The 23,690-nt window shown below is 37.4% G+C and carries 17 protein-coding genes and 1 CRISPR repeat array; of the genes, 4 read left to right on the top strand and 13 right to left on the bottom strand.

The annotated features are described in order from the left end of the window. Positions 1-8: 8 nt before the first annotated feature. Positions 9-374: a CRISPR direct-repeat array (repeat unit 36 nt; unit sequence GTTTTACTGATAGAAAATTATCGAGAGTACAAAAAC). 17 nt (positions 375-391) lie between these two features. The 5 genes from csn2-St to HMPREF9706_RS03195 form a co-directional block, all read right to left on the bottom strand. Then, positions 392-1,444 carry a CRISPR-associated protein Csn2-St gene (gene csn2-St, locus HMPREF9706_RS03175; protein ID WP_006907931.1) on the bottom strand — a complete coding sequence of 351 codons (1,053 nt, stop codon included), beginning with the start codon at positions 1,442-1,444 and terminating at the stop codon, positions 392-394. Then, positions 1,441-1,749 carry a CRISPR-associated endonuclease Cas2 gene (gene cas2 / locus HMPREF9706_RS03180; protein WP_006907932.1) on the bottom strand — a complete coding sequence of 103 codons (309 nt, stop codon included), beginning with the start codon at positions 1,747-1,749 and terminating at the stop codon, positions 1,441-1,443. The genes csn2-St and cas2 overlap by 4 nt, the downstream gene beginning before the upstream one ends. Positions 1,750-1,753: 4 nt before the next feature. Then, positions 1,754-2,671 carry a type II CRISPR-associated endonuclease Cas1 gene (gene cas1, locus HMPREF9706_RS03185; protein WP_006907933.1) on the bottom strand — a complete coding sequence of 306 codons (918 nt, stop codon included), beginning with the start codon at positions 2,669-2,671 and terminating at the stop codon, positions 1,754-1,756. A gap of 188 nt (positions 2,672-2,859) precedes the next feature. Next, positions 2,860-6,288, bottom strand: a complete 3,429-nt coding sequence (cas9, locus tag HMPREF9706_RS03190; protein WP_006907934.1) for a type II CRISPR RNA-guided endonuclease Cas9 — start codon at positions 6,286-6,288, stop codon at positions 2,860-2,862. A 118-nt stretch (positions 6,289-6,406) separates the two neighbouring features. Beyond that, positions 6,407-7,168, bottom strand: a complete 762-nt coding sequence (locus tag HMPREF9706_RS03195) for a hypothetical protein (RefSeq protein ID WP_006907935.1) — start codon at positions 7,166-7,168, stop codon at positions 6,407-6,409. 211 nt (positions 7,169-7,379) lie between these two features. Here HMPREF9706_RS03195 and HMPREF9706_RS03200 point away from each other — a divergent pair, with 211 nt between their 5' ends. From HMPREF9706_RS03200 to HMPREF9706_RS03210, 3 genes are all read left to right on the top strand, one after another. Next, on the top strand, positions 7,380-7,808 hold the full coding sequence (locus tag HMPREF9706_RS03200; protein ID WP_006907936.1) for an HIT family protein: 429 nt from the start codon (positions 7,380-7,382) through the stop codon (positions 7,806-7,808). A 3-nt stretch (positions 7,809-7,811) separates the two neighbouring features. Next, the gene (locus tag HMPREF9706_RS03205) at positions 7,812-8,171 is read left to right on the top strand and encodes a YtxH domain-containing protein (protein WP_006907937.1); all 360 of its coding nucleotides are present in this window, start codon (positions 7,812-7,814) and stop codon (positions 8,169-8,171) included. 108 nt (positions 8,172-8,279) lie between these two features. Further along, a complete protein-coding gene (locus HMPREF9706_RS03210; RefSeq protein WP_006907938.1) occupies positions 8,280-9,302 on the top strand; it encodes a peptidylprolyl isomerase in 1,023 nt (340 codons plus the stop codon). A gap of 91 nt (positions 9,303-9,393) precedes the next feature. Here HMPREF9706_RS03210 and HMPREF9706_RS03215 read toward each other — a convergent pair whose 3' ends face one another. From HMPREF9706_RS03215 to glgB, 8 genes are all read right to left on the bottom strand, one after another. Beyond that, positions 9,394-10,338, bottom strand: coding sequence for a 3'-5' exoribonuclease YhaM family protein (locus HMPREF9706_RS03215; protein ID WP_006907939.1), 945 nt, complete (start codon positions 10,336-10,338; stop codon positions 9,394-9,396). 3 nt (positions 10,339-10,341) lie between these two features. Then, positions 10,342-13,167 (bottom strand): ATP-binding protein, encoded by a 2,826-nt coding sequence (locus HMPREF9706_RS03220; RefSeq protein WP_006907940.1) that lies wholly within the window; start codon positions 13,165-13,167, stop codon positions 10,342-10,344. Then, the gene (locus HMPREF9706_RS03225) at positions 13,157-14,434 is read right to left on the bottom strand and encodes a metallophosphoesterase family protein (RefSeq protein WP_006907941.1); all 1,278 of its coding nucleotides are present in this window, start codon (positions 14,432-14,434) and stop codon (positions 13,157-13,159) included. The genes HMPREF9706_RS03220 and HMPREF9706_RS03225 overlap by 11 nt, the downstream gene beginning before the upstream one ends. Positions 14,435-14,835: 401 nt before the next feature. Further along, on the bottom strand, positions 14,836-16,944 hold the full coding sequence (locus HMPREF9706_RS03230; RefSeq protein ID WP_006907944.1) for a PBP1A family penicillin-binding protein: 2,109 nt from the start codon (positions 16,942-16,944) through the stop codon (positions 14,836-14,838). A 111-nt stretch (positions 16,945-17,055) separates the two neighbouring features. After that, positions 17,056-18,495, bottom strand: a complete 1,440-nt coding sequence (gene glgA, locus HMPREF9706_RS03235) for a glycogen synthase GlgA (RefSeq protein WP_006907945.1) — start codon at positions 18,493-18,495, stop codon at positions 17,056-17,058. Between the two features lie 9 nt (positions 18,496-18,504). After that, positions 18,505-19,662 carry a glucose-1-phosphate adenylyltransferase subunit GlgD gene (gene glgD, locus HMPREF9706_RS03240; protein WP_006907946.1) on the bottom strand — a complete coding sequence of 386 codons (1,158 nt, stop codon included), beginning with the start codon at positions 19,660-19,662 and terminating at the stop codon, positions 18,505-18,507. 1 nt (position 19,663) lies between these two features. After that, positions 19,664-20,782 carry a glucose-1-phosphate adenylyltransferase gene (locus HMPREF9706_RS03245; protein ID WP_006907947.1) on the bottom strand — a complete coding sequence of 373 codons (1,119 nt, stop codon included), beginning with the start codon at positions 20,780-20,782 and terminating at the stop codon, positions 19,664-19,666. Position 20,783: 1 nt separating this feature from the next. Beyond that, positions 20,784-22,715, bottom strand: a complete 1,932-nt coding sequence (gene glgB / locus HMPREF9706_RS03250) for a 1,4-alpha-glucan branching protein GlgB (protein WP_006907948.1) — start codon at positions 22,713-22,715, stop codon at positions 20,784-20,786. A 611-nt stretch (positions 22,716-23,326) separates the two neighbouring features. Between glgB and HMPREF9706_RS03255 the strand changes: the two genes are divergently transcribed. Then, positions 23,327-23,524, top strand: coding sequence for a hypothetical protein (locus HMPREF9706_RS03255; protein ID WP_006907949.1), 198 nt, complete (start codon positions 23,327-23,329; stop codon positions 23,522-23,524). Positions 23,525-23,690: the final 166 nt, after the last annotated feature.

The following is a 23,690-nucleotide window of genomic DNA, read 5'->3' on the forward strand; positions in this document are numbered from 1 at the left end:
CTCTTCTTGTTTTACTGATAGAAAATTATCGAGAGTACAAAAACAGTTTCGTGCCTCGTAAGGCATACATTTTCGTTTTACTGATAGAAAATTATCGAGAGTACAAAAACTGACGGCTTGTCCTAAGATTTCTCGCCCTAGTTTTACTGATAGAAAATTATCGAGAGTACAAAAACTGAGTTGTTCGGCTAATGATGCTTCACGTTGTTTTACTGATAGAAAATTATCGAGAGTACAAAAACTTACTCATAAAGAGCCTCCGTTTCTATAAAGTTTTACTGATAGAAAATTATCGAGAGTACAAAAACAGTCATGTGGCGAGTTATAATAGCTTACTTGTTTTACTGATAGAAAATTATCGAGAGTACAAAAACCTCAAATGTTTTTTAACCTAATACCTAGTATTCTTACTTGCTAAATAAAATTTCTCAGCTTCCGATAAACTATCAACTGACGTCTCAATATAAGTGTTATCTGCTAAGAGATCTTTAACTACATATAATAATACCACATCTTTTGAACTTAAACTAATATTTTTATAAATTTGATGACCTAAATATTTACAGATACAATAAAATCGATCACGTAAATTGCTATCGCTACAAGTTATTTTATCAGGGTAATTTCTTTTTATCGATTGATAAAAGATCTCATCCTCTGGCATCTGTTGAATGTCATCAGTAACAATAATCGTCTTTGAAATAGAAAGTGGAATTTTTTGATTTAAATCTCCATCATCAAAAATTATCAGTTTTATTAGATGAGTGTTATTAGCTATCTCAATTAACTGTGTAATAAATTCAGCAACCTCAAAATTTATAGTTCTAAAAGGCTCCAAATCCAATAATAGTATAACTAAACGCCCTTCTTCTTCAACTCTAAATTTTATTAATTCTAACATGTCCTGATATGCTAAATTAAGCGTAAAAGTATCTAACGGCACTTCTTGCCCATCATATCTATAAATGTATGAACTATAAGATTTGATCAATTCCTCAAACTCAAATTGATTAATATTTATTGTGATATTTTTCAAATACATTCCCGCTAATAGATTTATTTGATCTTCTAATCGTAGTAATTCATCATTAACTCTTTCAAGTTGTTGTGTTATTATTTTTTCTTGGCTCAATCTAATTAATCTATCATATAAAAGACTCCCTTTTTTTATAGAATAAACTTTTTCTAATGAGGAAAACTGTGTTATGGATAAATAGCATGCTTCTTTATCAGAGATATTTTTTCCATCAATAGTTAAAATCCCATTGGTCCCAAAATAATTCATCTCCATATCTGACAAAGTTTTTCCATAAAAAAGTCTTTCTAATGCATAATTAACCTCTCTTTTTAATTGATACGTATTGCCTGTAATAATAACATAATCATCAATCTCAAATTCTAAAAAAGTACCTTTCCGATATTCAATTCGAAACTCTTGCATCATATAACCACCAACTTCCTACAACCGACAACTTCTTCCTGCCGACTTTTGCTTCCAATCAACAATATCATTTCGTCATATTGACGTTCCGTGACATAAAGCAAACGAATATTCCCATTCAAAGGAGCATATCTTTTTAGTATTGCCTCATATTTCTTTAATGCACTACGATTTGGCAAAGCCCTGGAATAAACAGAATATTGAATCATTTGAAATCCATGCTCAATTAAAGCTTTCCTAAAAATGCGATAAGAACGTTGCTCAGCTTTAGTTTCAGTTGGTAAATCAAATAAACAAAGTAACTGCATATGCTCATACCTCATTTTTATCACTTTCCACCCAATCTTCAATTCTAATATTCATTAGTAATTCTAAATTATTCTCTTCCATTACCTTAATAAATGACCGAATATAATCTATTGTTATTTGATAAATTAGTTGATTTCGACCTTTAATACGCATAGTTTGATTAAGGAAATTTATTATTTTCAAACGCTTGTCATAAGTCAGATAATTATTTTCATCAATAATTTTTGTGTGAATATACCAATCCATTATTGGTCTAAATGGTTCCATCAAATCATCTACTAAATTAAAGGCATTATACTCATTCTTATGAAAAATTCCAAGAGCAGGCTGCAAACCCATTGCAACAATATCTTTTGCTATTTGAGATCGAATAATCGAATAGCCATAGTCCATATATAAATTTTCAATATAGTCCATATCTCTTGAAAAACCAACTCCATATATAGCATTAAAATATAACTTAGCAACATGTCCTTCTCGGTTAGTGGGATCTCCTGGTTCAATCTCATCAAGAAGATATTGCATTTTATCAATACGAGCTAGGTCTTTACTTAACTTCTTAGCAACCCATAATTGGTTTCCTACTTTCATCTGTATAATTTTTTGCCATACCAAATCCTTCATTTCTTGAGACCACTTTGCTTGATGTTGAACTCGTTTTGAAGCTCTATGATATTGAGATAATTCTAAAAATATACCCGTTGGCAAGTATGACTGATCACAAACAACTATTGGTATATGATACTTGCTCAATCTCGCTAATAACCTAGTTGTAATTACAGTATCATATCCTTCTAAAATAATAGACTGAATATCTTCTAATGGAATAGTATATGTTTCTCCATGTTTTTTTACTTGTAAGTTATCCAATTTTAAATTAAGTTTTTCTCCATCTTTAACAAATATTGTTCGAAACCCCATCACATCTTTCTCCTCTATTCGATAATATGAAAAAACCACCTGATCAAAAGTCAGGTGGTAAATTCGGCATAAAGCCTTATCTTTGTAGATTCTCAGATAATTTTCTATCAGCAAAATTATCAAACATACTTCGTCAAGTATGATAGCCCGTCGGCTATGAATACATTATATCACTCTACAAAATTTATTCAAGCATCCGACAAAACAAATTTTAATTTTTCCTGATGAATGGCGTATACATGTCCCATATAATCTGTCGACTGTTTTATCACTTTAATACCAGGCTTTAGCCCTTTTATAAATCGTCCTGATGCAGCCACCTCTCCAAAAAACTTAACATTCTCTTTTGATAACCATTTATTTTTGTCAATTGGACTCAGTTCTAAATAATTTTTATTCGATTCATTTTTTGATCCAAATAAAGCTTCAATATACTCACCATCTTTTTCGAATCGAACTCTATCATGTCTATACAGACTAAATTTAAAAACACTTTCTGAGGAAATCTCATCTTCTTTCTTTAATTCATCATAGATCGATTTTGGTATACCATATTTTCCTCGGTAAAATTTAAGGTGACAGTACTTAATACCCAATAATTCATAACAATTATTTACAGAATTATAGTAAACATCAGTTCTCCAGGAGTTTTGATTTTTTAAAATGATCTTTTTATTTCTGATTGTTCGCTCAATATCATTTCCATAAGAATCTTTTGTAATATTAATATGCTTCCCTAGTTCCTTATCGTAAAACTTTAAAGAACGAATATAAGGCCCATTGCCCTTTTTAGAATACTTTCGTATTGCAGGAACATTCTGTTCTTCGCAATACATTTTAAATGGTGAAACCTCAACAAGACTTACTTTCCCATTTGATGTTTGAACTTCTTTTTTTTCTGGATATTCTTTTGCTATCTTTATTAACTTATTATAAGTTTTTTCATCAAAGTTCTTCATAAGAAGTTTATCTTGTTTCTCTTTAAATTTCCTCCACCCCTCAGGAGTATATATGTCTTTTATTTTATCAATGACTATATCTTTTACAGTTTCTTTAGCGACTCCTTTTTTATTAATCTTGGTCTCTACAATTTTTCTTGTAGAATAGATCGTCGCATCACTAATTTTTCTGTTCCATTTGGAATCAACTTGATGAGAAAACTTAATCTTTGGATATAAATTTGCAGGTGTTAACTGCTTAATAAACCCATCCCAAATGGGGACATATGCCCTTTTATCATAAAACTTCATTTTTTTATAATCACTATATGCAACTTTTTCTCCCGTGGTTAAATCAACCATATATTTTATTCCATCTTCTTCAAAAAACTCATATTTTACTATATTAATAAAAGGCGTTACTGCACACAAAGTAGCATCAACCGCATGGTGATGGTATGTATCCCGATTTTTATCTAAGCTACTCCCCCATTTTTTCCTTAGAGTATGTGTAAAACTCCCATTCACAACTTTAACTTTGGTCAAATCTTTCTGTTTATAAAAGAAGCTTTGTATAGCATTTAACACAATTCGGCTGGCATATCTAGTATCGTTTAAATTACGACTAACAAATCCCCTTTGCACATCTGGGTTAAAAATATTCTCCTCATAAAGTAAATTTTGAACCTTTTTTCGATGGAATCCACATGAGTTTACCCAAGCGACAAAGTCATCCCAACTTTGCCCCAACTTCGCTCCATCAATGAATGCCATATAGGGTGTTCTCTGTCCTTTTTCTTGATTAGAGCTTGCAGTAACTAACACTTTGTTATGGATCGAATCGTCAAAACTTATTGATAACGGAATAATATGATCAACTTCACAAGATTCATTCAATAAAGATTCTGCCAGAATATCCTGACCGCTATACGCACATTTGCCTTTTTGTTCATAATAAAACAGTAGCTTCTCTGCAAAGCGTGGTTTTTTTAACGCACTCTCAAATCGAATAGTATCCCAACCTGATCTTTCTAAAAAATATTTTTCACTATCATTCTTTCGTTCACTATTTAATTTATTTATTCTTTTTATAGTATCTTTTTGATCCTGATCGTTTTTATCTCTTGGCATTTCGATCGTTACATAAGATATATTATTTTTTCCATATTTTTCTATAATTTCATTAAATAACTTAATTGATTGATGAACAGATTTGGTTACTGTAGGATTATAAATTTGTTCTAGAAGCTCCTTAACAGGTATTTGATTTTTTTCTGCATATTTATTTTTTAAATCGAACTTTAGATTTAAACGTTCTAATATAGTATTCTGCTCTTCAGAAGTATTTAACAATTCTGGTATTAAAATATTGAGGGTTTTAAGCGAAAAGCTATGCCAAGAATTTTTACTTGTTTTTTTCTTTAATTCATAAAAATTATTCTCAACAAAATTTAATATCTGCTGATCTATATCAGGTATCTTTATCTTTAATGTAGCTAATGTTGATGGAATTTCCGTATTCAAAGTAATAACATTAGCCAGCTCATCAACTACCCAAGTTTGAATACTAGTTAGATCAATACTAGATGTATTAAATATTTTTTTCCAATCTCTATATACCTTCAATGAATGGATTTCTGGGTTCCCTTTATTGTCAATTCGCCACCCTCTAATTTGATCCACTTCTAATTGATAAAACTTAGCTAATTCTTTGGGGCCAAACCGAGTTATATCTTGAGTCATTAAATAATTAATAATAGAAACTTTTTCATCTGTTGTAAACTTACGATCATCTTCTATAATTGTTAAGTTATTTAGATCATTCAATAGATTATATTTCTGTGCTGTCAAAGTAGACGCACTGGCTCTTACTTGTGTTGAATCCACTGAGTCTAATCCAATTAATTGATCAAATATATTCTCCTTAGGGTGTCCATCCTCTTTAAAATTTGCCCACCGCCCATAAATTGAGTTGTTCTTTTCATTTCCTGGGCCATCATAATAAGGTCTTTTTCTATAAACTAGGCCTGCTTCTTTACGATAACCATTTTTAGTGAAACGATCGATCCAAATTTGGTCAATTTCAGAATAATATTCTGATTGCTTTGTTAATATCTTATTTAATTCATTAGCATAAGCACTTACAGAAAACACATTTAATTGATATCCATTTTCAAAAGTAACGCCTGATTTTATGCGACCATTTTCCTTCAAACGTTTTAATTGAATTTGACCTGGAGTTAATTCCTTTTGCAAATTTAAATTTAGATTTACTTGATCTTTATAACTAGCACCGTCAATTCCAGATGAATTTTCATCCGATTCATCTAAATAACTAATTCCCCTTTTTTTGAGAATATGTAGAACTACTTTATAAATCTCCCCCTGTGTTAATTTTTCATGTAACCCCTTAACACGAAGTTCATAAGGACATACATGTTTTAATTTGGAATCTTGTTTAAATCCTTTTTCTGCTAACAATTTTTTACCATCATCAAGCCGAGTTCGTCGTCTGTTAATTAATCGCCTTGAACCCCTATTAGTTCTTCTCTCCTCATTATTATCACTATTTCGCGACTTAAAGAGAAGGGTGCCGAGTTCTACAATATTTCCATTGACATCGTTAATGATACTATACCCACAGCTGGCTATACCAATATCTAACCCAACAGAATACATATAATAACCACCTCACTGTTAATGCTTTCATTATAACATACCCTCTAAACTATTCGTTCTTAAATTCAACTTTTTCCCATTATAAAAACCACTTGCACTAGACAAGTGGTTTAACTATCTATTCCGCCAACTCTCCCTGAGTGGCATTCAAATACATTAGGGTCACTTCTTGACCGTCTGATTCTAATTCTTGGACCAAGATTAGGCCTACCTTATCCGCATAATAATAACGTAACGGTCGCATACCGTCCTGAGTTTCTTCGAGAACAACAACATTTGAATAGACCGTTGATCCAATGGCGACTTGATCTACTTGTTTGATAAAAGAAAGACTTTTTTCATTTTGATAGCCGGACCTAAAATGACTGCCAACTGCTAATCGGGCCGGCAAAATTAAGGACGCACTTGCCCCACTAGCTTGAGGGGAATACCGTAAGTCTTGAACCTGATCGTAGGGGTCAATACAGGCTAATTCATAAAGACCATCTGCACGGATTTGGTAAATATAGGCGACAGCTTTTTGATCGGTAAATTCTGCCACTTGAAAGATCCCTTGATCGTCAGGGCGATACTCTAAGATGATATTCTTATTGATAAAAGATTGACCTTGGCCAATATACTGATAATTCATAAACTGAGAAAATGGCAAAATCGCATAATATTTTTGGGCATCCAAGGTAACTGAACGATCACTTTCTTCAAGGATGGATTCATCCGTTTGTTCCGATTCATGAGTAGATTCTTCCAGTTCATTCATCGTTTCTTCTGTATTCTGATCCATCGCATTTATAGTATGAGGAGTGCTTGCTAAAGCGAATAACCACCCAGCAATCATAACAAGCCGAAGACATCTCTGCTTGTTAAAATCTTTTATTAACATCCTAACTCCCCCTCATTCTCCATTTAAGATGCCTTAATTATAGCATACTCCTATTCGATGAGAATGAGAAAGTCTAGAAAAAAACATGAACTTCCTCCATCAATCATGAATTTTTTGTGAAGTCCACCTTTGCTTTCTACTAGTTTTTATAAGCATTTATTGATATGCTTAGAGTGTAGTTTAATTAATCAATTCATTAAGGAGTGAAACTATGACAGACTGTCTATTTTGTCGTATCATTCAAGGGGACATCCCATCAACTAAAGTTTATGAAGATGAAGATGTCTATGCCTTTCTAGATCTTAGCCAAGTAACGCCTGGCCATACTTTGGTCATTCCCAAACAACATGTCAGTGATATTTTTGAGTACGATCAAGAATTGGCTGCAAAAGTCTTCAGCCGAATACCCAAAATTGCTCGAGCTATTGAAAAAGGTCTACCTGGTGTAAAAGGCCTCAATATTCTTAATAACAACCGCGAAGTGGCTTATCAATCCGTCTTCCATTCACACATCCACCTCATTCCAAGGTATCAAGAAGATGAAGGCTTTGGACTTAAGTTTGTCAATCACGCTGATCAATACCAGGCGGAAGACTTACAAGACATCGCCAGATCAATTGCCGAACAGATTGAGGATTAAGCTATGAAAGGATCATCATTTATACAAGGATTCTGGACAGGCTTAGGACTTGGTGTCTTAGCTGGACTTATGAATGCCAAACGTCCAGGACACGAAACTCGCCAACTCCTTCGCCTAAAAATTGATCGAACGAGCCAAGATGTCCATGATCTACGTTTTAGTTTAGACAATCTTAGTCAGTCCATCCAGCATCTTTCAAAGGAAGGAATTTTATCGGTTAATGAAGCGGTCGAAGCTGTTAGTGAAAGTCTCAAACACTTCCAAGAGGAAAATCAACCCCGTTTAAAACGAGTCAAAGCTCAGGTCAATCAACTTACAGACACCCTTCAATCAGAAAAAGAGAAATTTACTAAGGAAGTATAATAAAAGATTGATCTTTTTGTTAATTTTTCCTTGGAATCCACCATTTAATAACATTAAATGTTATTATAATAACGTGAAAGACAATAACTTATAGGAGTGAAGTATCATATGAAAAAATCTATCCGTCGTTTTATTTTAACAGCCTCTAGCTTAGTCTTCTTAAGCCTACCTGTTGCTAACGTGGCTGCCCAAGATGGTGTCGTTGCTAAGATGGGAGACACTGAATTTACAGCTGCCGATTTGTATGAAGATATGAAAGAACAATATGGATCCGTGACCTTACGTGCGAAAGTCATTGAAAAAGTATTAGAAAACAATGTCAAAGATCCAGCTGCATGCAAGAAAGAAGCCGGCGAAGAAGTCAAAAAACAAATCGACGAACTAGGTGGCGAAGAAGTCTTCAATCAATTCCTAGCTTATCAAAAACTAGGAACCATTGAACAATACGAATATCAATTATATATTCGCAATATGCTAAAAGAGGTTGTCACTCAACAAATTGATCTATCCGACGAAGCCATCCAAAACTTCTACGACAAAGATTACCAACCAAAGATGGAAGCCCAACACATCCTAGTTGATACGGAAGATGAAGCCAAAGCAGCCATCAAACGAATCAACGATGGTGAAGAATTTGATGCCGTAGCTAAAGAGGTCTCAAAAGATGGCTCAGCTAAAAACGGGGGTCTGCTCTCACCATTCACCAGTGGTCAAATGGTTAAAGAATTTGAAGATGCCGTTAAGTCCTTAAAAAATGGCGAGATGACCCAAGAACCCGTTAAATCAAAATTCGGTTTCCATGTTATTAAAGTCATCAATAATGGAGAGAAAAAACCACTTAAGGACAGCAAAGACGAAGTCGTTGAAGCCTATAAAGAAGCTAAATTTGCTGATCAACAATTCACTTATGGTATTGTTGGAGAATTAATCAAAAAATCAGATCTTAAGATCATGGATGATAGCTTGAAGACAGCGGTCGATGACTTATTATCACTTGCTGATCAAAAAAATAAACCTGAAGAAGACAAGAAGGAAGAAACAAAAGAGGATAAAAAAGAAGATAGCGACCAAGCTACCAGCGAAGAAGGTCAAGAATCTGCAGAAGAAACGCAAGAATCCCAAGCAGAATAAGCCTTTAAACGAATTAATAATAGCTAGATGTACTACAAAATCTAAATATAAAGAGAGACTGTGATTAATCGAAATCACAGTCTCTCTTTTATTATCTAAAATTTGGTTTATAGAAAGATCGACGATCTAGTGGGTAGATTTGTGCACTCTCTTCACCGGGTTGCGTACGCTCCAAGGCTTGTGAGATCATGTTAATCGTCGCATCCATGTTATCAATTTGATGTAACACTTCAGCTTCTAATAACTTAGGTTGGACCGGACTTCCATATTCCAACTTACCGTGGTGGGCTAGAATTAAATGCTTCAAGCATAAGACCGGCTCACTGTCTGGATCTAGCGCTAGCTTCTGACATGTATCCTGAATCATTTCATCCATAATCACAATATGACCTAATAATTTTCCTTTAAAGGTATACTCCGTTGAGATCGGTCCCGATAATTCATAGATCTTACCAACGTCATGAAGAATCAATGCCCCAATTAATAAAGATTGATTAATTTGAGGATAATATTCAATAACCGTCTTTGCTATACGAAGCATAGATACCGTATGATAGGCCAACCCTCCCGATAAGGCATGATGATTCCGCTTAGCTGCCGGATAAGTATAGAAGGCCTCTTCATGATCTGTCAAAATCTTACGAACAATCCGGTTAATGGTTGGCTCATGAATCTGGAAAAGAGCCTCATTAATCATCTCTTTCAAGTCTTCCTTCTTCAGACTAATACGCTCTAAATATAAGGCAGGATCATTTGGCTCGCCCTCCTCGGCTAAGCGTAAAGCTTTAATCTTCACCTGTGGGGTCCCCTGATAAGTATCACGTTCCCCTCTTAAAAAGACCACACGCCCTACCTGGAATTTTTCAATTTCTTCCTCGCTCGCTGACCAATACATGCCATCCATGGCTCCAGATCGATCCTGAAAGCGAAAGGCGATAAATGGATTCCCATTACGGGCAATACGGCGATCAGCCCCTTTAATTAAGACATAAATGCCAAATTGATCGCCCTCTTTGATATCGTATAATTTTGCCATTTTTTACTCCTTTTTAGACTTACTTACTTCAACCGCTTCAACATATTGATTCAAATCAATCTGATGATCATTGGCTAACATTTCTTGTGCTTGTTGATCAAAAGTAAAGAAAAGTACCTGGTGTTTTTGACTCACTTTTTGTAAGACTTTATACATACTGGTCTTTCTAACTTCATCAAAGTTAACAAAGGCATCATCAATCATGATTGGCATCTTAACCATTCGAGAAGCCGTCGCAATGAAGGCGAGTCGCAAAGCCACGTACAATTGCTCAAGTGTGCCCTGCGATAGTTCATGGGGTTCAAAAAGAATATCTGAAAATTGTCGAACCTTTATTCCCTTTTTATTCAAATTAATCTGCGTATAACGGTTATACGTCAATAATGAAAATATTTCGTTGGCTAACTGATTCATTTCCGGTAAAGGATTATCAAAACCTTGTCGTAATGTGCGATAAATTAGGTCCATGGCTATTCGCTTCTTCGCCCATTGTTGATACAGTTGAATGATCTCACTCTTCTTATCAGCCAATTCTTGAATTAGCGTTTGATAGGAGCCATCTTGTTCTAATTGATTCATGCTCACCGCTAAGTCCGCTCTTTGATAGAGATAAGGTTGTAATTGAGCTTTTAATTGATTAAGTTGATTCTGCTCTTGATTATAAGATTCAATTAAACGCTGTTTACTAGTTATCGCTTCTAACTCTTCTTCATACCCCACCATTTGATCTGCATAAAGCTGTCGTTTGGCTTTTAACTGGTCTACTTCTTGATTAACCCGTAGTTTTTGTTGGAAATCAACCTCATCAAAAGCATTGGTTGCTTGATAGATTGCTTCAATCTGCTGCTGCTCTTCCTTCATCTTTTTGCTTTGTAGCTCGATCACTTCTTCAGCGTTTTGACGGCGTTCTTCCATCGCCTTTCCACGTTCCATTTGACGAGCCAGCGAAGCTTCAACTTCTTCCACATGCTGAATCAAAGGTCGTGTTGGTTGTTCTTCAAATGGAAAACGTTGGAGTAATTCTTGAATATGATGACGCCAATCCAATATTTCAACCTGTAAGTCACTCAACTCTTGTTCATATTGGTCTCTCATCATCAATACCTGACGGTATTCCTTGGCCGGATTAGACTTCAAAACCAAGTCCACTTCGGCTGTTGGATAAAAACCAAGTTGCACTAGCCAATTTTGCAGACGACTTTCTAAGGTTTGAATTTGAATCTGACCTTCTCTAAGTGCAGCTTCTCGATCATTAATATCACCACCAAGGGCGTTGGATCGTTCCTGATACTGCTGGTCTTTTTGCCTTAATTCTTGCATCTTTTCAATAATGGGACTATTTTGATAGTGCTTTTTAGCTTGTTGATGCCGGATAAAAATATAAATTCCACTCGCAAGTGCCAATCCCATCAAGACTATCGCTGGCCATTTAACGACTTGACTATCAAAACGAAATTGATTAAAAATAAACAAAATAGCGGCTAAAACAAATAACGCCATTGAAAGGCCATAATGCTTCCAAGAAGTCGTTTCAGATAGTTGAGCCTTCTCATTAAGCCGTTGGTTTTCCAACTGAGCATATTGGTGTCGAACCGTCACTGAATAAGTTTGTAATTCTCGACGCTGATCGATAAATACTTTACGCTGAGCTTGTAGGGTCTCTTGCTGTCCCCTAGCTTGATCTAACTGTGCCTTTAATTCAATCCCATTTTCAATTTCTGCGGAATAATTTTGTACCTGTAAAAGCTTTTCTGGATAAAACTGTCCCTCTTGGGCTAAGCGGGCAAGTTGGTTCGTCTGCTCTTGAATCCGCTCTTGAACATGCTCGAGTCGTCCCTGAACCTCCTTAATATGAGCAGTTTCTCGTACCCACTGACGCCTTTCTTCTTGGTGATTCTTAGCCCAATTCAAACGCGTTAGGGCAGTCATCTCCTGGTTGATGTTGCGAATCCGCTCTTCCATCTGAGTGACTAAAGCTTGACCCTCACTTTGAATCTTCAAAGAATGGGCTAGCTGCTCAGGTAATTGAGGATCCATTTCGGTGTAGACCAACTGGTCTAAGCGATTAGCTGCCTGCTGATCTTTAACATAAATGTCATACCTTCCCATCAACTTATCAATTTGGCTGAGCGACACTTCCACTTGGGTAATAGCCTCATTGGTCTCATCAATTTTAAGTTGACATTCCTTGGACTGCTGCACTAATTGATCATACTGGTCCATCTTCCCTTTTAGAGTATCGAGGGCTTTCGCCAAGGATTCATAATCTTTTAAAGCCTGGTTTAAAGCAGGCTTTTGTCCCTTGGGTTTAAACAGTGCATCGGATTCCTTCTCAAATTCTTTGGCTACTGATAAGAATTTATCCGATCCAAGGGTGCCAATTGATAAGAAATAGTCACTCAGCTTATCTGAATCCACATTGGCTAATTCTTGTAAATTCTGCAATGAAAAAGCATAAAAGGCATCAAAGAGATTCTCATCTAACCCCCCTAAAACAATATCTAAACTATCTTCAGCTAAATCTGTCCCCTCTTGATCAGTCACTTTTAATCCATCAAGTGTTCGTTCTACCCAAACCGTCCCCAGCTTGGTCTCGGTCAAGAGGAGTCGGCCTCCATAAACATCGGCCATCTTCGGCTCATAGCGATTAATCTGATTCACACGATAACGCTTATCTGGAAAACCAAATAAGATACTTCGGATAAAGGATTGCAGGGTTGATTTTCCGGCTTCATTTTGCCCATAGAATAATTGCAAGTGATCTTCTAATTCAAAATGCTGATCTACCCACTTCCCATAGCCATAAATATCTAACTTTTTAATTTTCATCGCGCTTCACCTCCTCCGAATCAAAACCAATAGCTTGAATCATTAATTCCTTAGCCGCTGCAACATTCTCTGCTCTCAAAGATTCTTCTAACTCTAATTCAGCTAATCGTTCCTTCACGATGGGGTGCTTAAAAAAATCTGCCATGAGTCGGTCATACATTTCACCAGACTCTAACTGGTGACAGGCCGATTGGAAACTCTCCTTTAGGGTAGAATCATATTCAAAAGCCTTAAATAGCATAGACCGTTCTAGACGAACTGCAACCAATTGGGTAAAGGCTTGGTCTGTTACTGAACCTTCACCCTGAATAACTGACTCTAATTCACCCGATTCAATCTGTTCCTGCAAAGCTAAATCTAACCGCTGGGCTTGTGTCAAGATAATACTCAGTAATTGTGACCGTCCTGTTTCTTCTTGTCGCATTTGGTAGACAGTCAAAGTCTGCTGTAAACTTTCAACCACGTCTTGCAGTTGCCAGTGTCGCTGAACTTCAATCTCTTCGATCTGCCACTCGATAGGAGCAAATTCAACAAAATCTAGCTGATTGGGGCGATCCTTGTATAAGCTCACTAGGTATCCCCCCTTAGGCCCCACCTCCAAGCGATTACGTCCTTGAATGGTCCCCGCATAACAGATCATTGGACTCTGATTCAAGCAGGCCTCTTGATGAATATGGCCTAATGCCCAATAGTCATATCCTTTGTCAATCATTGTCTGCCGAGTAAAGGGAGCATAATGATCCAGCTTTCCTTGCTGCGTTTTTTGAGCCCCATGGTAAAGTCCAATGACGAAATCAGTCTGACGTGGATTCTTAGGAAAATCTGCCAGCATCTCTCGATCGATCCAACGATTACAGTAGGAGAAGCCGTAGATCCTCACACTCTGTCCATTTTTTAATTCAATATCCACATAATCGACTGCCTCTTCAGTAAAGGCATACACGTTATTAGGATAATTAATCGATACCTGGTTCGGCTTAAGATAATCATGATTCCCATGGCAAAGCACTACTGGAATTTCAGCATCTGCCAAACGCTTTAATTCCTGCATCAAAAAATGTTGAGCATAGATGCTCTGCTGATTGGTATCGTATAAATCTCCCGCTAAAACAACCAAGTCAACTGTTTCGCGAATGGCATACTGAACGGCTTTTTTTAGAGCCGTAAAAGGCGCTTGTACCAAAGCTTGTTTTAAATCTGCCGATTGTTTGTCCATCCCCAAGAAGGGGCTATCTAAATGTAGATCGGCCAAATGAAGTAACCGCATTGCTCTTTCCTTTCTAGTCTTGAATGATACTCCTTGATAAAAAGCAACTGAAAGTCTCTTGATCACGATGTAAGATCAAAAACTTCAGTTGCTTCACAAAATGTTACGGTGCTGTTATCAACAAAAGCTGCTATCAAAGGATGACCCTGACATTTCATCCAATGATAAAATGATGTCAGTTTCAGCATTCAATCAGTCGATAACTCTTCCAGATCCATAGTCCGTTATCTGTAGCGACCCATTTCACTAGCTCATCATGCACAGCTATCTATTATCTTTTTCTTTTTTCATTGATCCTATCTTGATCACTTAATAATCCATCAATGATATTTAATAGCTCAATTTTATCTTATCAATTTATCAAGACATTTTCAATTAAAACCTAAAAATTAACCGGTCCCCTATAAATAGTTAGATAAGCCCCAGTCATCCCACTGACGCTTAATGCGTTGATTTATCTGATCCAACAAGTCCTTAGCCGATTGCCACCACGATCCAGAATGATCCTCTAAATACTGTCCAGCCTGATCCAACCAATCTTGACCCATTTGCCACCAATTGCTTTCCTCCAAGTGATTGCTATCTTGTTGCATAGTAGAAGCATACGTTACTTCAAACGGAGTTTGAGCTGACTGAGCAATCAAATAGGACGTTTGTAACTTGAAAAGGGGGCTCATTCCCGAAGGCATCCGATCCTTAATATCTCCCGAAGAAATATCATCATAACCAACCCAAGTCGCAATCGCAAAATCAGGCGTATAAGCCACCATCCATTGGTCTCTGACCTTATTCGACCCATCTGAGACTTCAGTGGTCCCGGTCTTGCCTGCAATCTGCCCATTATCTGGACTCGCGTTATAGCCAAGACCATAGCCACCATAAGTGTCCAACATCATCGAGGTCATATCTGCTGCAACATTTTTAGTCATAGCTAGGGTTCGTTTAGGCCGCTCTTGATCATAAACAGTCTTACCTGAAGCATCGACAATTTTACGAATATAATTTGATTCATTTCGAACACCCGCATTAGCAAAGCTAGCATATGCACTGGCTAACTGTTGCGGCGATAGTCCCGTTGAAAATGCCCCCAAAGCTAATGGTAAATGTCGATCTTTTTCAGGGACTTGAATTCCAAATTGCTTTAACTTTTGAACCGATTTTTCAATTCCCAATTTATCCATCAAATAAACAGCGGTCGTATTTTTACTTTGAGCCAAGGCATAATACATAGGAGCTTGATGGTCTGCTTCCGTTGTTCGATTATAATTCTCTGGGGTATAGTGGTTCTTGCCATACGACCTAACTTCATCAGGTAGCATCGAATGCATATTATATCCTGCCTCTAATGCTGGTACATAGACCGCAAGCGGCTTGATCGTAGATCCGGGTGCCCGATACATATCGCTAGCACGATTAAACCCTCGATAGGTGTACTCACCGCGTCCACCAAAAACCGCCATTACCCCACCTGTCTTACAATCAACGACTGTAGCTGCTGATTGGATAATGGGGTCTTCCCCATCATTGAATAGGTAGGCTCCGTCTCGATAGGCCGCATCCAAGGCCTGTTGGGCTGCTTGATCTAAATTAGTATAGATTTGATAACCTTTGGACATCAAGTCATCTTCAGGAATGGATGTCTTTCGAATGGCTTCATTGATAACCCCGTCAAAATAATAAGGATACTCATGACCAGACGAAGCAGCGATATAAGCATCATAGAGATTAATCCCCGATTGCTTAATGCTTTCGGCTTGATTAAAAGAAATAACCCCTTCTTGACTCAAAAGATCAGCAATTACATTTCGGCGATCGATGGCATTATCATAATGGTCAATCGGATTATATATATTTGGGCCCTTAAGCATCCCAGTCAGTACCATACTCTGATTCCAGTCTAACTGACTCGCTGAGATTCCAAAATACTTCATTGCCGCATCTTCAACACCCCAGACGCCATTACCAAAATAGGCATTATTCAAATACATTTCTAGAATCTCGTCTTTAGTGTAGTTTTTCTCCAGCTCTAATGCGAGAAATAATTCTTTTAACTTACGTTGAAAGGTTTGATCTTGAGATAAAAAAGCGTTCTTTGCGAGTTGCTGAGTGAGAGTTGATCCCCCGCCTCCGGATGTATTTCGATTAATAAGCATACGGACAAAGGCTCGCCCGATCCCCATGGTATCAAAACCATTGTGTTGGTAAAAACGTTTGTCCTCCGTGTTAACGACCGTTTTTCGCATGGTTTCCGCAATCTGGTCCAAAGCAGCATAATCCCCTTTTTGACCTAAGAGCGAACCAGCTACTTGATCTTGTCGATCATAAATGATTGTCTTGGATTGTAGCGCATTATGTAGCGTATCAACGTCTGTTGTTTTAGCAATCAAAACCATATAGGATGATAAAAAGAGTCCTAAACTTAAGCCTAAAAAGACAAGCCATTTCCATCCCCGATAGTAACGCCATATGTTTTTAAATCCTCGCCAAAAATACCTTAATCGCTCTTTCATATCATCAGCTACTTTCTAACAGACTTTTTCCCTATTCTATATTATGACGGATTAAATCGAAAGTCCTGAGACTAAAGTAGTAATTATTTGCGTCTTTTTTGGGAAAATTGCTCACTCTGCTAATAAACTACGATACAGTTCCTTGTACTTTTGAGCGGGTTTATCCCAAGAGAAGTCCTGAGTCATGGCTTTTTGAACTAAAGACTGCCAGATCTCAGGTTCATAATCATATATCAATAAGGCCTGTTCTAAACAATGATAAAATACCTCTGGCCGATAATCCTCAAATGAAAAACCATAACCCGATCCTGTGTAACAATTATAAGCTTCTACCGTGTCTTTTAAGCCACCCGTTTCATGGACTAAGGGTAAGCTACCATACCGCATGGCAATCATTTGAGAAAGACCGCAAGGTTCAAAGGCTGAAGGCATCAAAAAGATATCCGAAGCAGCATACAATTGCGAAGCAAACTCACTTGAAAAACGAATTTGAACGTTGAACTTATTCGAATATTGTAAAGCCTTCTCTTTAAAACAGTCCTCAAAATAAGGATCGCCTGTCCCCAAAATTACTAGTTGAAGGTCTTTCGTCATTAATTGATCTAGACAAGCCAGAATTAAATCGCATCCTTTTTGATCCGTCAACCGACTAACCATTGCGATCAAAGGAATACGAGCATCCTCTTCCAAAGACAGTTCAGCTTGGAGCTTAAGTTTATTCTTAACCTTTCCGGATAAGTCTTCCACTGAATAAGGGTAATCTAAAGCGGGATCCTTAGCTGGATCTAATTGGTCTTGGTCAATCCCATTAATGATCCCCGACAATTTCCATTGATTATATCTCAGTGTTGAATCCAATCCCTCTCCAAATGCTGGAGTTTGAATTTCTTGAGCATAGCTAGGACTTACAGTTGTAACCCGATCCGAATAGGAAATACCCGCCTTTAAATAAGAAAGTTGATCATGATGTCGCAGACCATCTTCCTTAAAAGTTTCCCAGGACATACCAAACACATCCGGAAGCATGACTGAATCATAATTCCCCTGAAAACGAAGATTATGAATGGTCAGCACTTTTCGAATCGACTGGTAGATCGGCTGATCTTGATAAGAATCCACTAACAAAGCAGGAATCATGGCCGTCTGCCAATCGTTACAATGGATGATATTGGGAATCCATTGAATAATAGGCAACATCTCTATAACAGCCTTTTGGAAATAGGCAAAACGTTCGCCATCATCCCACTCTCCATATAAATGATCTCGATAAAAATAGCTTTGATTATCAATGAAATAATAAGTAATCTGATCGCGTTTTAATGATTTAATTCCGCAATAAACATGCCTCCAAGAAAGATTAAAGTAAAAATAGCCAAGATCTTCCATTTGCTCTTGAAAATGAGCTGGCATTTGACGATAGTAAGGCAAGACCACCCTCACATCGAAGGTTGGATCCTGCGCTAATTTTTTTGGCAGGGCATAAGCAACATCCCCCAGTCCACCCGTCTTAAAAAAAGGATCCGCTTCTGCTGCCACATATAGTAATTTCATGGTATTCTCCTAATGAATCTTGGCATCCACAAAATGGTTCTTGCCAATAATCTTAATCTGCTCCTTCGTTCCACGAATAATAGCCCCTGGTGCAATCTGAGCGCCTTTATCTAAAATGGCATATTCAACCACTGCCCCTTCACCAATTTGAGCCCCCTGCAGAATAACCGAATGTGTCACTCGCGCATTTTCACCGACCAAGACCCGACGGTTGATCACTGAATCTAGGACTTCGCCGAACATTTTACACCCAGTCCCTACAATCGCGTTACGCACAAAAGACCGCTCATGATAGTAGCTTGGTACACCATTTTTGGTTTTTGTAAGAACGGGTTGGTCTGAATGAAACAAGTCTTTAAAATTTTGATAATTTAACATATCCACATTGGCTTGGTAATACGCCATCAGATGATTAATATTCGCAATATATGACTCATGCTTAAAAAGGTTGATTGAATAATCCATCAGATGCGCTTGAACTAATTCATCCACTTCCATATATTCTCCACGAGCACGGGCTTGATCAATCAAATCCCTTAATAAGTCCGTTGAAAGGAGAAACATATTCAGACTAACTGGATAAGTATAATGCGTCTCATTCAATTGACTCTTTTTAAGCAATTTTTTAACCTGACCTTTTGTATCTATATCTAAAAATCGTTCGTTAGGATGATCTTTACCAAAAAGATCTGGATGGCTATCCGCATAGACCAGACTAATATCTTTCCCACTTTCAATATGAGCAGATTTTAGATTCCTAAAATTAACATTGGCGATAATTTTAGTTCCAGCTACTAAGACATACTGACACCGTGACCGCTCCAAAAAAATTCGGTGGTTATAATAGTAGTCCTCAATCTGATTTTCATGGTGATGTCTTGCCTTCCAATTTTGTTGAGAGAAGGTAAAGATCCCCCCTCGTATACGTGAATCTAATTTCCAGTCTTTACCTGAACGAACATGGTCATAAATTGACCGTCCAGAATCTCCGATGAATAGCGCCACTGAAGCAATATGGGCGTAGCTTAGTGGTGACAGCATAAAATCAATCAGTCGATAGCGTCCCGCAAAAGGAAGGGCAGCGATCGGACGATTGTAAGTTAAAGGATATAAAGCGGCATTATTGGCTGTTAAATTAAGGATCGCACATGTATCATATTTAACCATTTTAATGTCCTCCTACTCTTTCATTAGCCCCAACGACTGCAATTTGATCTTTGGTGCCAATCACCATGCCGCCATCTTCAACGACTGCATTCTCTCCAAGAATGGCATACTCCACTCGACATGATGCCCCAATTTGAGCATTAGCCATCAATACAGCACCTTTTACTTGACTATCTAATCCAATCACCACGTCTTGTGAGAGTATCGAATCATGAATCTCACCCGAAACATAACAGCCATCGTTAACATAGGAATTATAAATTGCCGCATGGTTAGTGATGACTTGAGCGGGAGAGATGGGAGCATTGGTATAAATGCGCCACTCATTCTCATCCTTAAAGATTGGATGATCTTGATCCAGCATTTCCATATTAGCTTGCCATAAACTTTGAATCGTCCCCACATCCTTCCAGTATCCTTCGAAGGAATAGGTATAACAAGCCTGACCCGCTTTTAAAAAGGCTGGAATAACATCTTTACCAAAATCATCCAGCTTCGATCCTTTCAATAAATACTCTCTTAAGATAGACCAGGTAAATATATAAATTCCCATCGACGCTAAATTCGATTGTGGCTCGTCTGGCTTTTCTTCAAAAGCGGTAATCCGTCCCTGGTCATCTGTCGTCATAATACCAAATCGACTGGCTTCTTCTAGCGGAACCGGCTTGACTGCAACAGTTAGATCCGCCTTCTTTGCTTTATGTTGAGCCAGCATGGTTTCGTAATTCATCTTATAGATGTGATCTCCTGATAGAATCAAAAGATATTCTGGATCTAGCCGATCAATATAAGCCATATTTTGATAAATCGCATGAGCCGTTCCTTCAAACCATTTCTCACCTTCTGATGAGGAATAAGGCTGCAAAATCGTAGCCCCTCCCCGAGTATCCAATCCCCAAGCTTCTCCATTAGCAATATGAGCGTTTAAGTCGAGAGGTTGATACTGCGTCACAATTCCTACATGGTCAATTCCTGAATTAGCACAATTACTTATAGCAAAATCAATCATTCGATATTTTCCACCAAAGGATACAGCCGGCTTGGCAATATGCTTGGTCAAAGGTCCCAACCGGGTTCCCTGTCCTCCTGCTAAAATCATTGTGATCATTTCATGCTTCATATTAGCAACCTCCCTTATTAGAATTCCCTCCTTTTGAGGGATCTGACTGTAAACGAATAAAAATAGCACTTAAACCTGGAATATCCAACTCAACAGAAAAAGCTTGATGATGATAAGGAATCGCCTCCGTTTGATAAGTTTTCTGAAAATCTTTCAGCTTACCTCCATAGACCATGGCTTGCGAGTGCATAATCACTTGGTATGTTCCATCAATCGGTAGCCCTACCCGACGCTTGAATCGGTCAACTGGTGTAAAGTTTAATAAAACTAAAGTTAAGTCTTCTTCCTGCTTTCCTCTTCTTATAAAGCTCAAGACCCCTTCTTCTAGATCATCAGCATCCAAAATCAGAATACCTTGAGGCTGATCATCCAATTGATAAAATTCTGGACAAGTCAGACCCAAATGATTCAATTCTTTTATAAAGTACTGATATTCTTGATTATAAGGGCGCTGCAAGCCGGTCCAATCAAGCTCTTCATAATAACGCCACTCTAGAAATTGCCCCAACTCATTACCCATAAAGTGCAAGATTTTCCCAGGTTGTGCCAGCATATAAGCATGAAGCAAGCGTAAATTGGCAAATTGACTGAATCGGTCTCCAGGCATACGGCCAAGGAGCGAGCACTTTCCGTGAACAACTTCATCATGCGACAAGGGCAATATATAGCGTTCTTTAAACTGGTACATAAAAACAAAGGTCAATAGCCTTAATGAAGCTGGACGATACAAAGGGTCTAAACTCATAAATTTTAGCGTATCCTGCATCCAACCCATATTCCATTTGAAATCAAAACCAATCCCCCCATCTTCAAGGGATGTGGTAATTCCTTCCAAGGCTGAAGACTCCTCAGCAATTCGATAGACTTGTGGATGATCTCTAGCCAATAGTTGATTCATCCTTCGTAAGAAAGCAAGGCTATCCTCTTTTAAAAAGCTTAAATTATCTTGTATCGATCCTTGAGGCTGTTGGTCTAATGACTTACATAAAATATGCGATACTGCGTCTACCCGAATCCCATCGACGTGAAACTCCTCAATCCAATAATAAAGATTCGATAGCAAGAAAGATTGCACCGGTCCCTTACTCAAATCAAAATTTAGGGTCCCCCAAGTTGGATTATCTGCTAGAGTTACATCGTCACTTTCAAAAGTTGCAGTCCCATCATAATAAGCAAGAGCATTCGCATTCCGATTAAAGTGTCCCGGAACCCAATCTAAAATCACGCCAATATTAGCTTGATGAGCGGTATTAATAAAATGCCTTAATCCCTGGCAATCTCCATAACGAGCACTCACTGCAAAATACCCAGTGATTTGATAGCCCCACGAAGCCTCATGAGGATGATCCATGACAGGCATTAGCTCCACATGACTATAGGACATTTCTCTAAGGTAAGGAATCAGGCTCTCTGCCAAATCCTCCCAAGTATAGAAGCGACCATCAGGATGTCGCCGCCAAGACCCTGGATGAAGTTCGTATATTTGTAAAGGAGATTCAAACTTATTAATTTGTGATTGCTGTTCTAGCCAGGTTTGATCTTGCCAATGAAAAGTTGCATGCGACGATAAGATTGAAGCATCTTTAGGAGGTCGCTCAAATTCAGTCGCAAAGGGATCTATTTTATATTCAATATGGCCATTTCCATGATCAATCCCATATTTATAGCACTGTCCGGCTTGAGCTTGAGCATTAAACAAAGCCCAAATCCCACCTGATAATCTTTCCATTGGGATAAGCTGCCAATTAGAAAAATCTCCTTGCAAATATACCTGAAAAGCATGGGGAGCCCAGACCCTAAAACGATAACCCACTTGCCCAAATTCTTCTGTTGGCTTAGCACCTAATAGACGGTAAGCATGCAAGTGATCACCTTGGTTAAATGCTTCAATTTCTCGACTGATGGACGAGGAATGGGGTGATTCAAAAGTCATAACACCTCTCCTAACATTAAAAAATAATGTGGAAACCGTTTACTGATCGATTGATTTTATTATAGCTTAAAATGGTTTAAATTGCACCATAAACGTGCAAATACGTACTATACCGCCATTTGTACGCTGCCGCTTTTACAAATACGTCCAAATATGATCGAATTTTAACCCCTTTTCTGCCCCTTTTTTAAATAATGGCCATAAAACAAATTTTTGAAAAATTCGTATGCTATAAATATTAACATTTATTTGATAAAAGTGCTTGACTTTATACAACTTCCGTTGAATAAAGTCAATAGAGGTTGAGAGATACCTCTAATAAAAACAAAGGAGGTGACTAAGTGAGTAGGAAAAAAAAAGAAGCTTGAAGATGAAATCAAGCTAACCAAATTATTAAAAGCAGTAGCGGTGCTTGAAATAATTAAAACGTTAGTAGAAATCATCGACAAACTTCTTAAATAACACAAGGGGCTGGGCAACCAGCTCGGCCCTTTTCTTACTTGCATTATATCATGAAAAAAGAAAAAGTAACACTCAAAGAGCTATTAATAGTATTAATTGTTTTACAAGCGATCGATATCTTATTAACCATTTTCAGATAGGGGTGCATTATGACCTACACAGAAATAATTGAATCTGTTTTGAATTCAGATCAAACTAGTTACTCAATCGCAAAAGCGATCGGTGTTCCAGTGCAAACAATTGATCGATACAGAAACGGCAGTAAAATTGATAATATGAAGCTTTATATAGCTGAGAAACTAGTTGCTTATTATATGAATAAACCAAAAAACACCCCCACCGATTAAGGTTGAGGTGACCCCCAAAAGTTAGAGTTAAAAACTAACTTTTTTGGGGTCATTTTATGTCTAAAAAATATAGTTACAAATTTAAAATGAAAACAAATGAAAGACAAATACCATTGCATTCCCTACTAAACAAATTCGTTCTATCCCTTTATCCTTGCGATTCAAG

The organism is Facklamia hominis CCUG 36813 (genome assembly GCF_000301035.1).
Taxonomy (GTDB): Bacteria; Bacillota; Bacilli; order Lactobacillales; family Aerococcaceae; genus Facklamia; species Facklamia hominis.

Excerpts from the sequence above, each read along its gene's own strand:
- HMPREF9706_RS03215 (WP_006907939.1), bottom strand. The coding sequence starts at position 10,338 with ATGGCAAAATTATACGATATCAAAGAGGGCGATCAATTTGGCATTTAT.
- glgD (WP_006907946.1), bottom strand. The coding sequence starts at position 19,662 with ATGGTTAAATATGATACATGTGCGATCCTTAATTTAACAGCCAATAAT.
- HMPREF9706_RS03255 (WP_006907949.1), top strand. The coding sequence starts at position 23,327 with ATGACCTACACAGAAATAATTGAATCTGTTTTGAATTCAGATCAAACT.
- cas1 (WP_006907933.1), bottom strand. The coding sequence starts at position 2,671 with ATGGGGTTTCGAACAATATTTGTTAAAGATGGAGAAAAACTTAATTTA.
- cas9 (WP_006907934.1), bottom strand. The coding sequence starts at position 6,288 with ATGTATTCTGTTGGGTTAGATATTGGTATAGCCAGCTGTGGGTATAGT.
- glgB (WP_006907948.1), bottom strand. The coding sequence starts at position 22,715 with ATGACTTTTGAATCACCCCATTCCTCGTCCATCAGTCGAGAAATTGAA.
- csn2-St (WP_006907931.1), bottom strand. The coding sequence starts at position 1,444 with ATGATGCAAGAGTTTCGAATTGAATATCGGAAAGGTACTTTTTTAGAA.
- glgA (WP_006907945.1), bottom strand. The coding sequence starts at position 18,495 with ATGAAATTACTATATGTGGCAGCAGAAGCGGATCCTTTTTTTAAGACG.
- HMPREF9706_RS03230 (WP_006907944.1), bottom strand. The coding sequence starts at position 16,944 with ATGAAAGAGCGATTAAGGTATTTTTGGCGAGGATTTAAAAACATATGG.
- HMPREF9706_RS03210 (WP_006907938.1), top strand. The coding sequence starts at position 8,280 with ATGAAAAAATCTATCCGTCGTTTTATTTTAACAGCCTCTAGCTTAGTC.
- cas2 (WP_006907932.1), bottom strand. The coding sequence starts at position 1,749 with ATGCAGTTACTTTGTTTATTTGATTTACCAACTGAAACTAAAGCTGAG.
- HMPREF9706_RS03200 (WP_006907936.1), top strand. The coding sequence starts at position 7,380 with ATGACAGACTGTCTATTTTGTCGTATCATTCAAGGGGACATCCCATCA.
- HMPREF9706_RS03205 (WP_006907937.1), top strand. The coding sequence starts at position 7,812 with ATGAAAGGATCATCATTTATACAAGGATTCTGGACAGGCTTAGGACTT.
- HMPREF9706_RS03220 (WP_006907940.1), bottom strand. The coding sequence starts at position 13,167 with ATGAAAATTAAAAAGTTAGATATTTATGGCTATGGGAAGTGGGTAGAT.
- HMPREF9706_RS03245 (WP_006907947.1), bottom strand. The coding sequence starts at position 20,782 with ATGAAGCATGAAATGATCACAATGATTTTAGCAGGAGGACAGGGAACC.
- HMPREF9706_RS03195 (WP_006907935.1), bottom strand. The coding sequence starts at position 7,168 with ATGTTAATAAAAGATTTTAACAAGCAGAGATGTCTTCGGCTTGTTATG.
- HMPREF9706_RS03225 (WP_006907941.1), bottom strand. The coding sequence starts at position 14,434 with ATGCGGTTACTTCATTTGGCCGATCTACATTTAGATAGCCCCTTCTTG.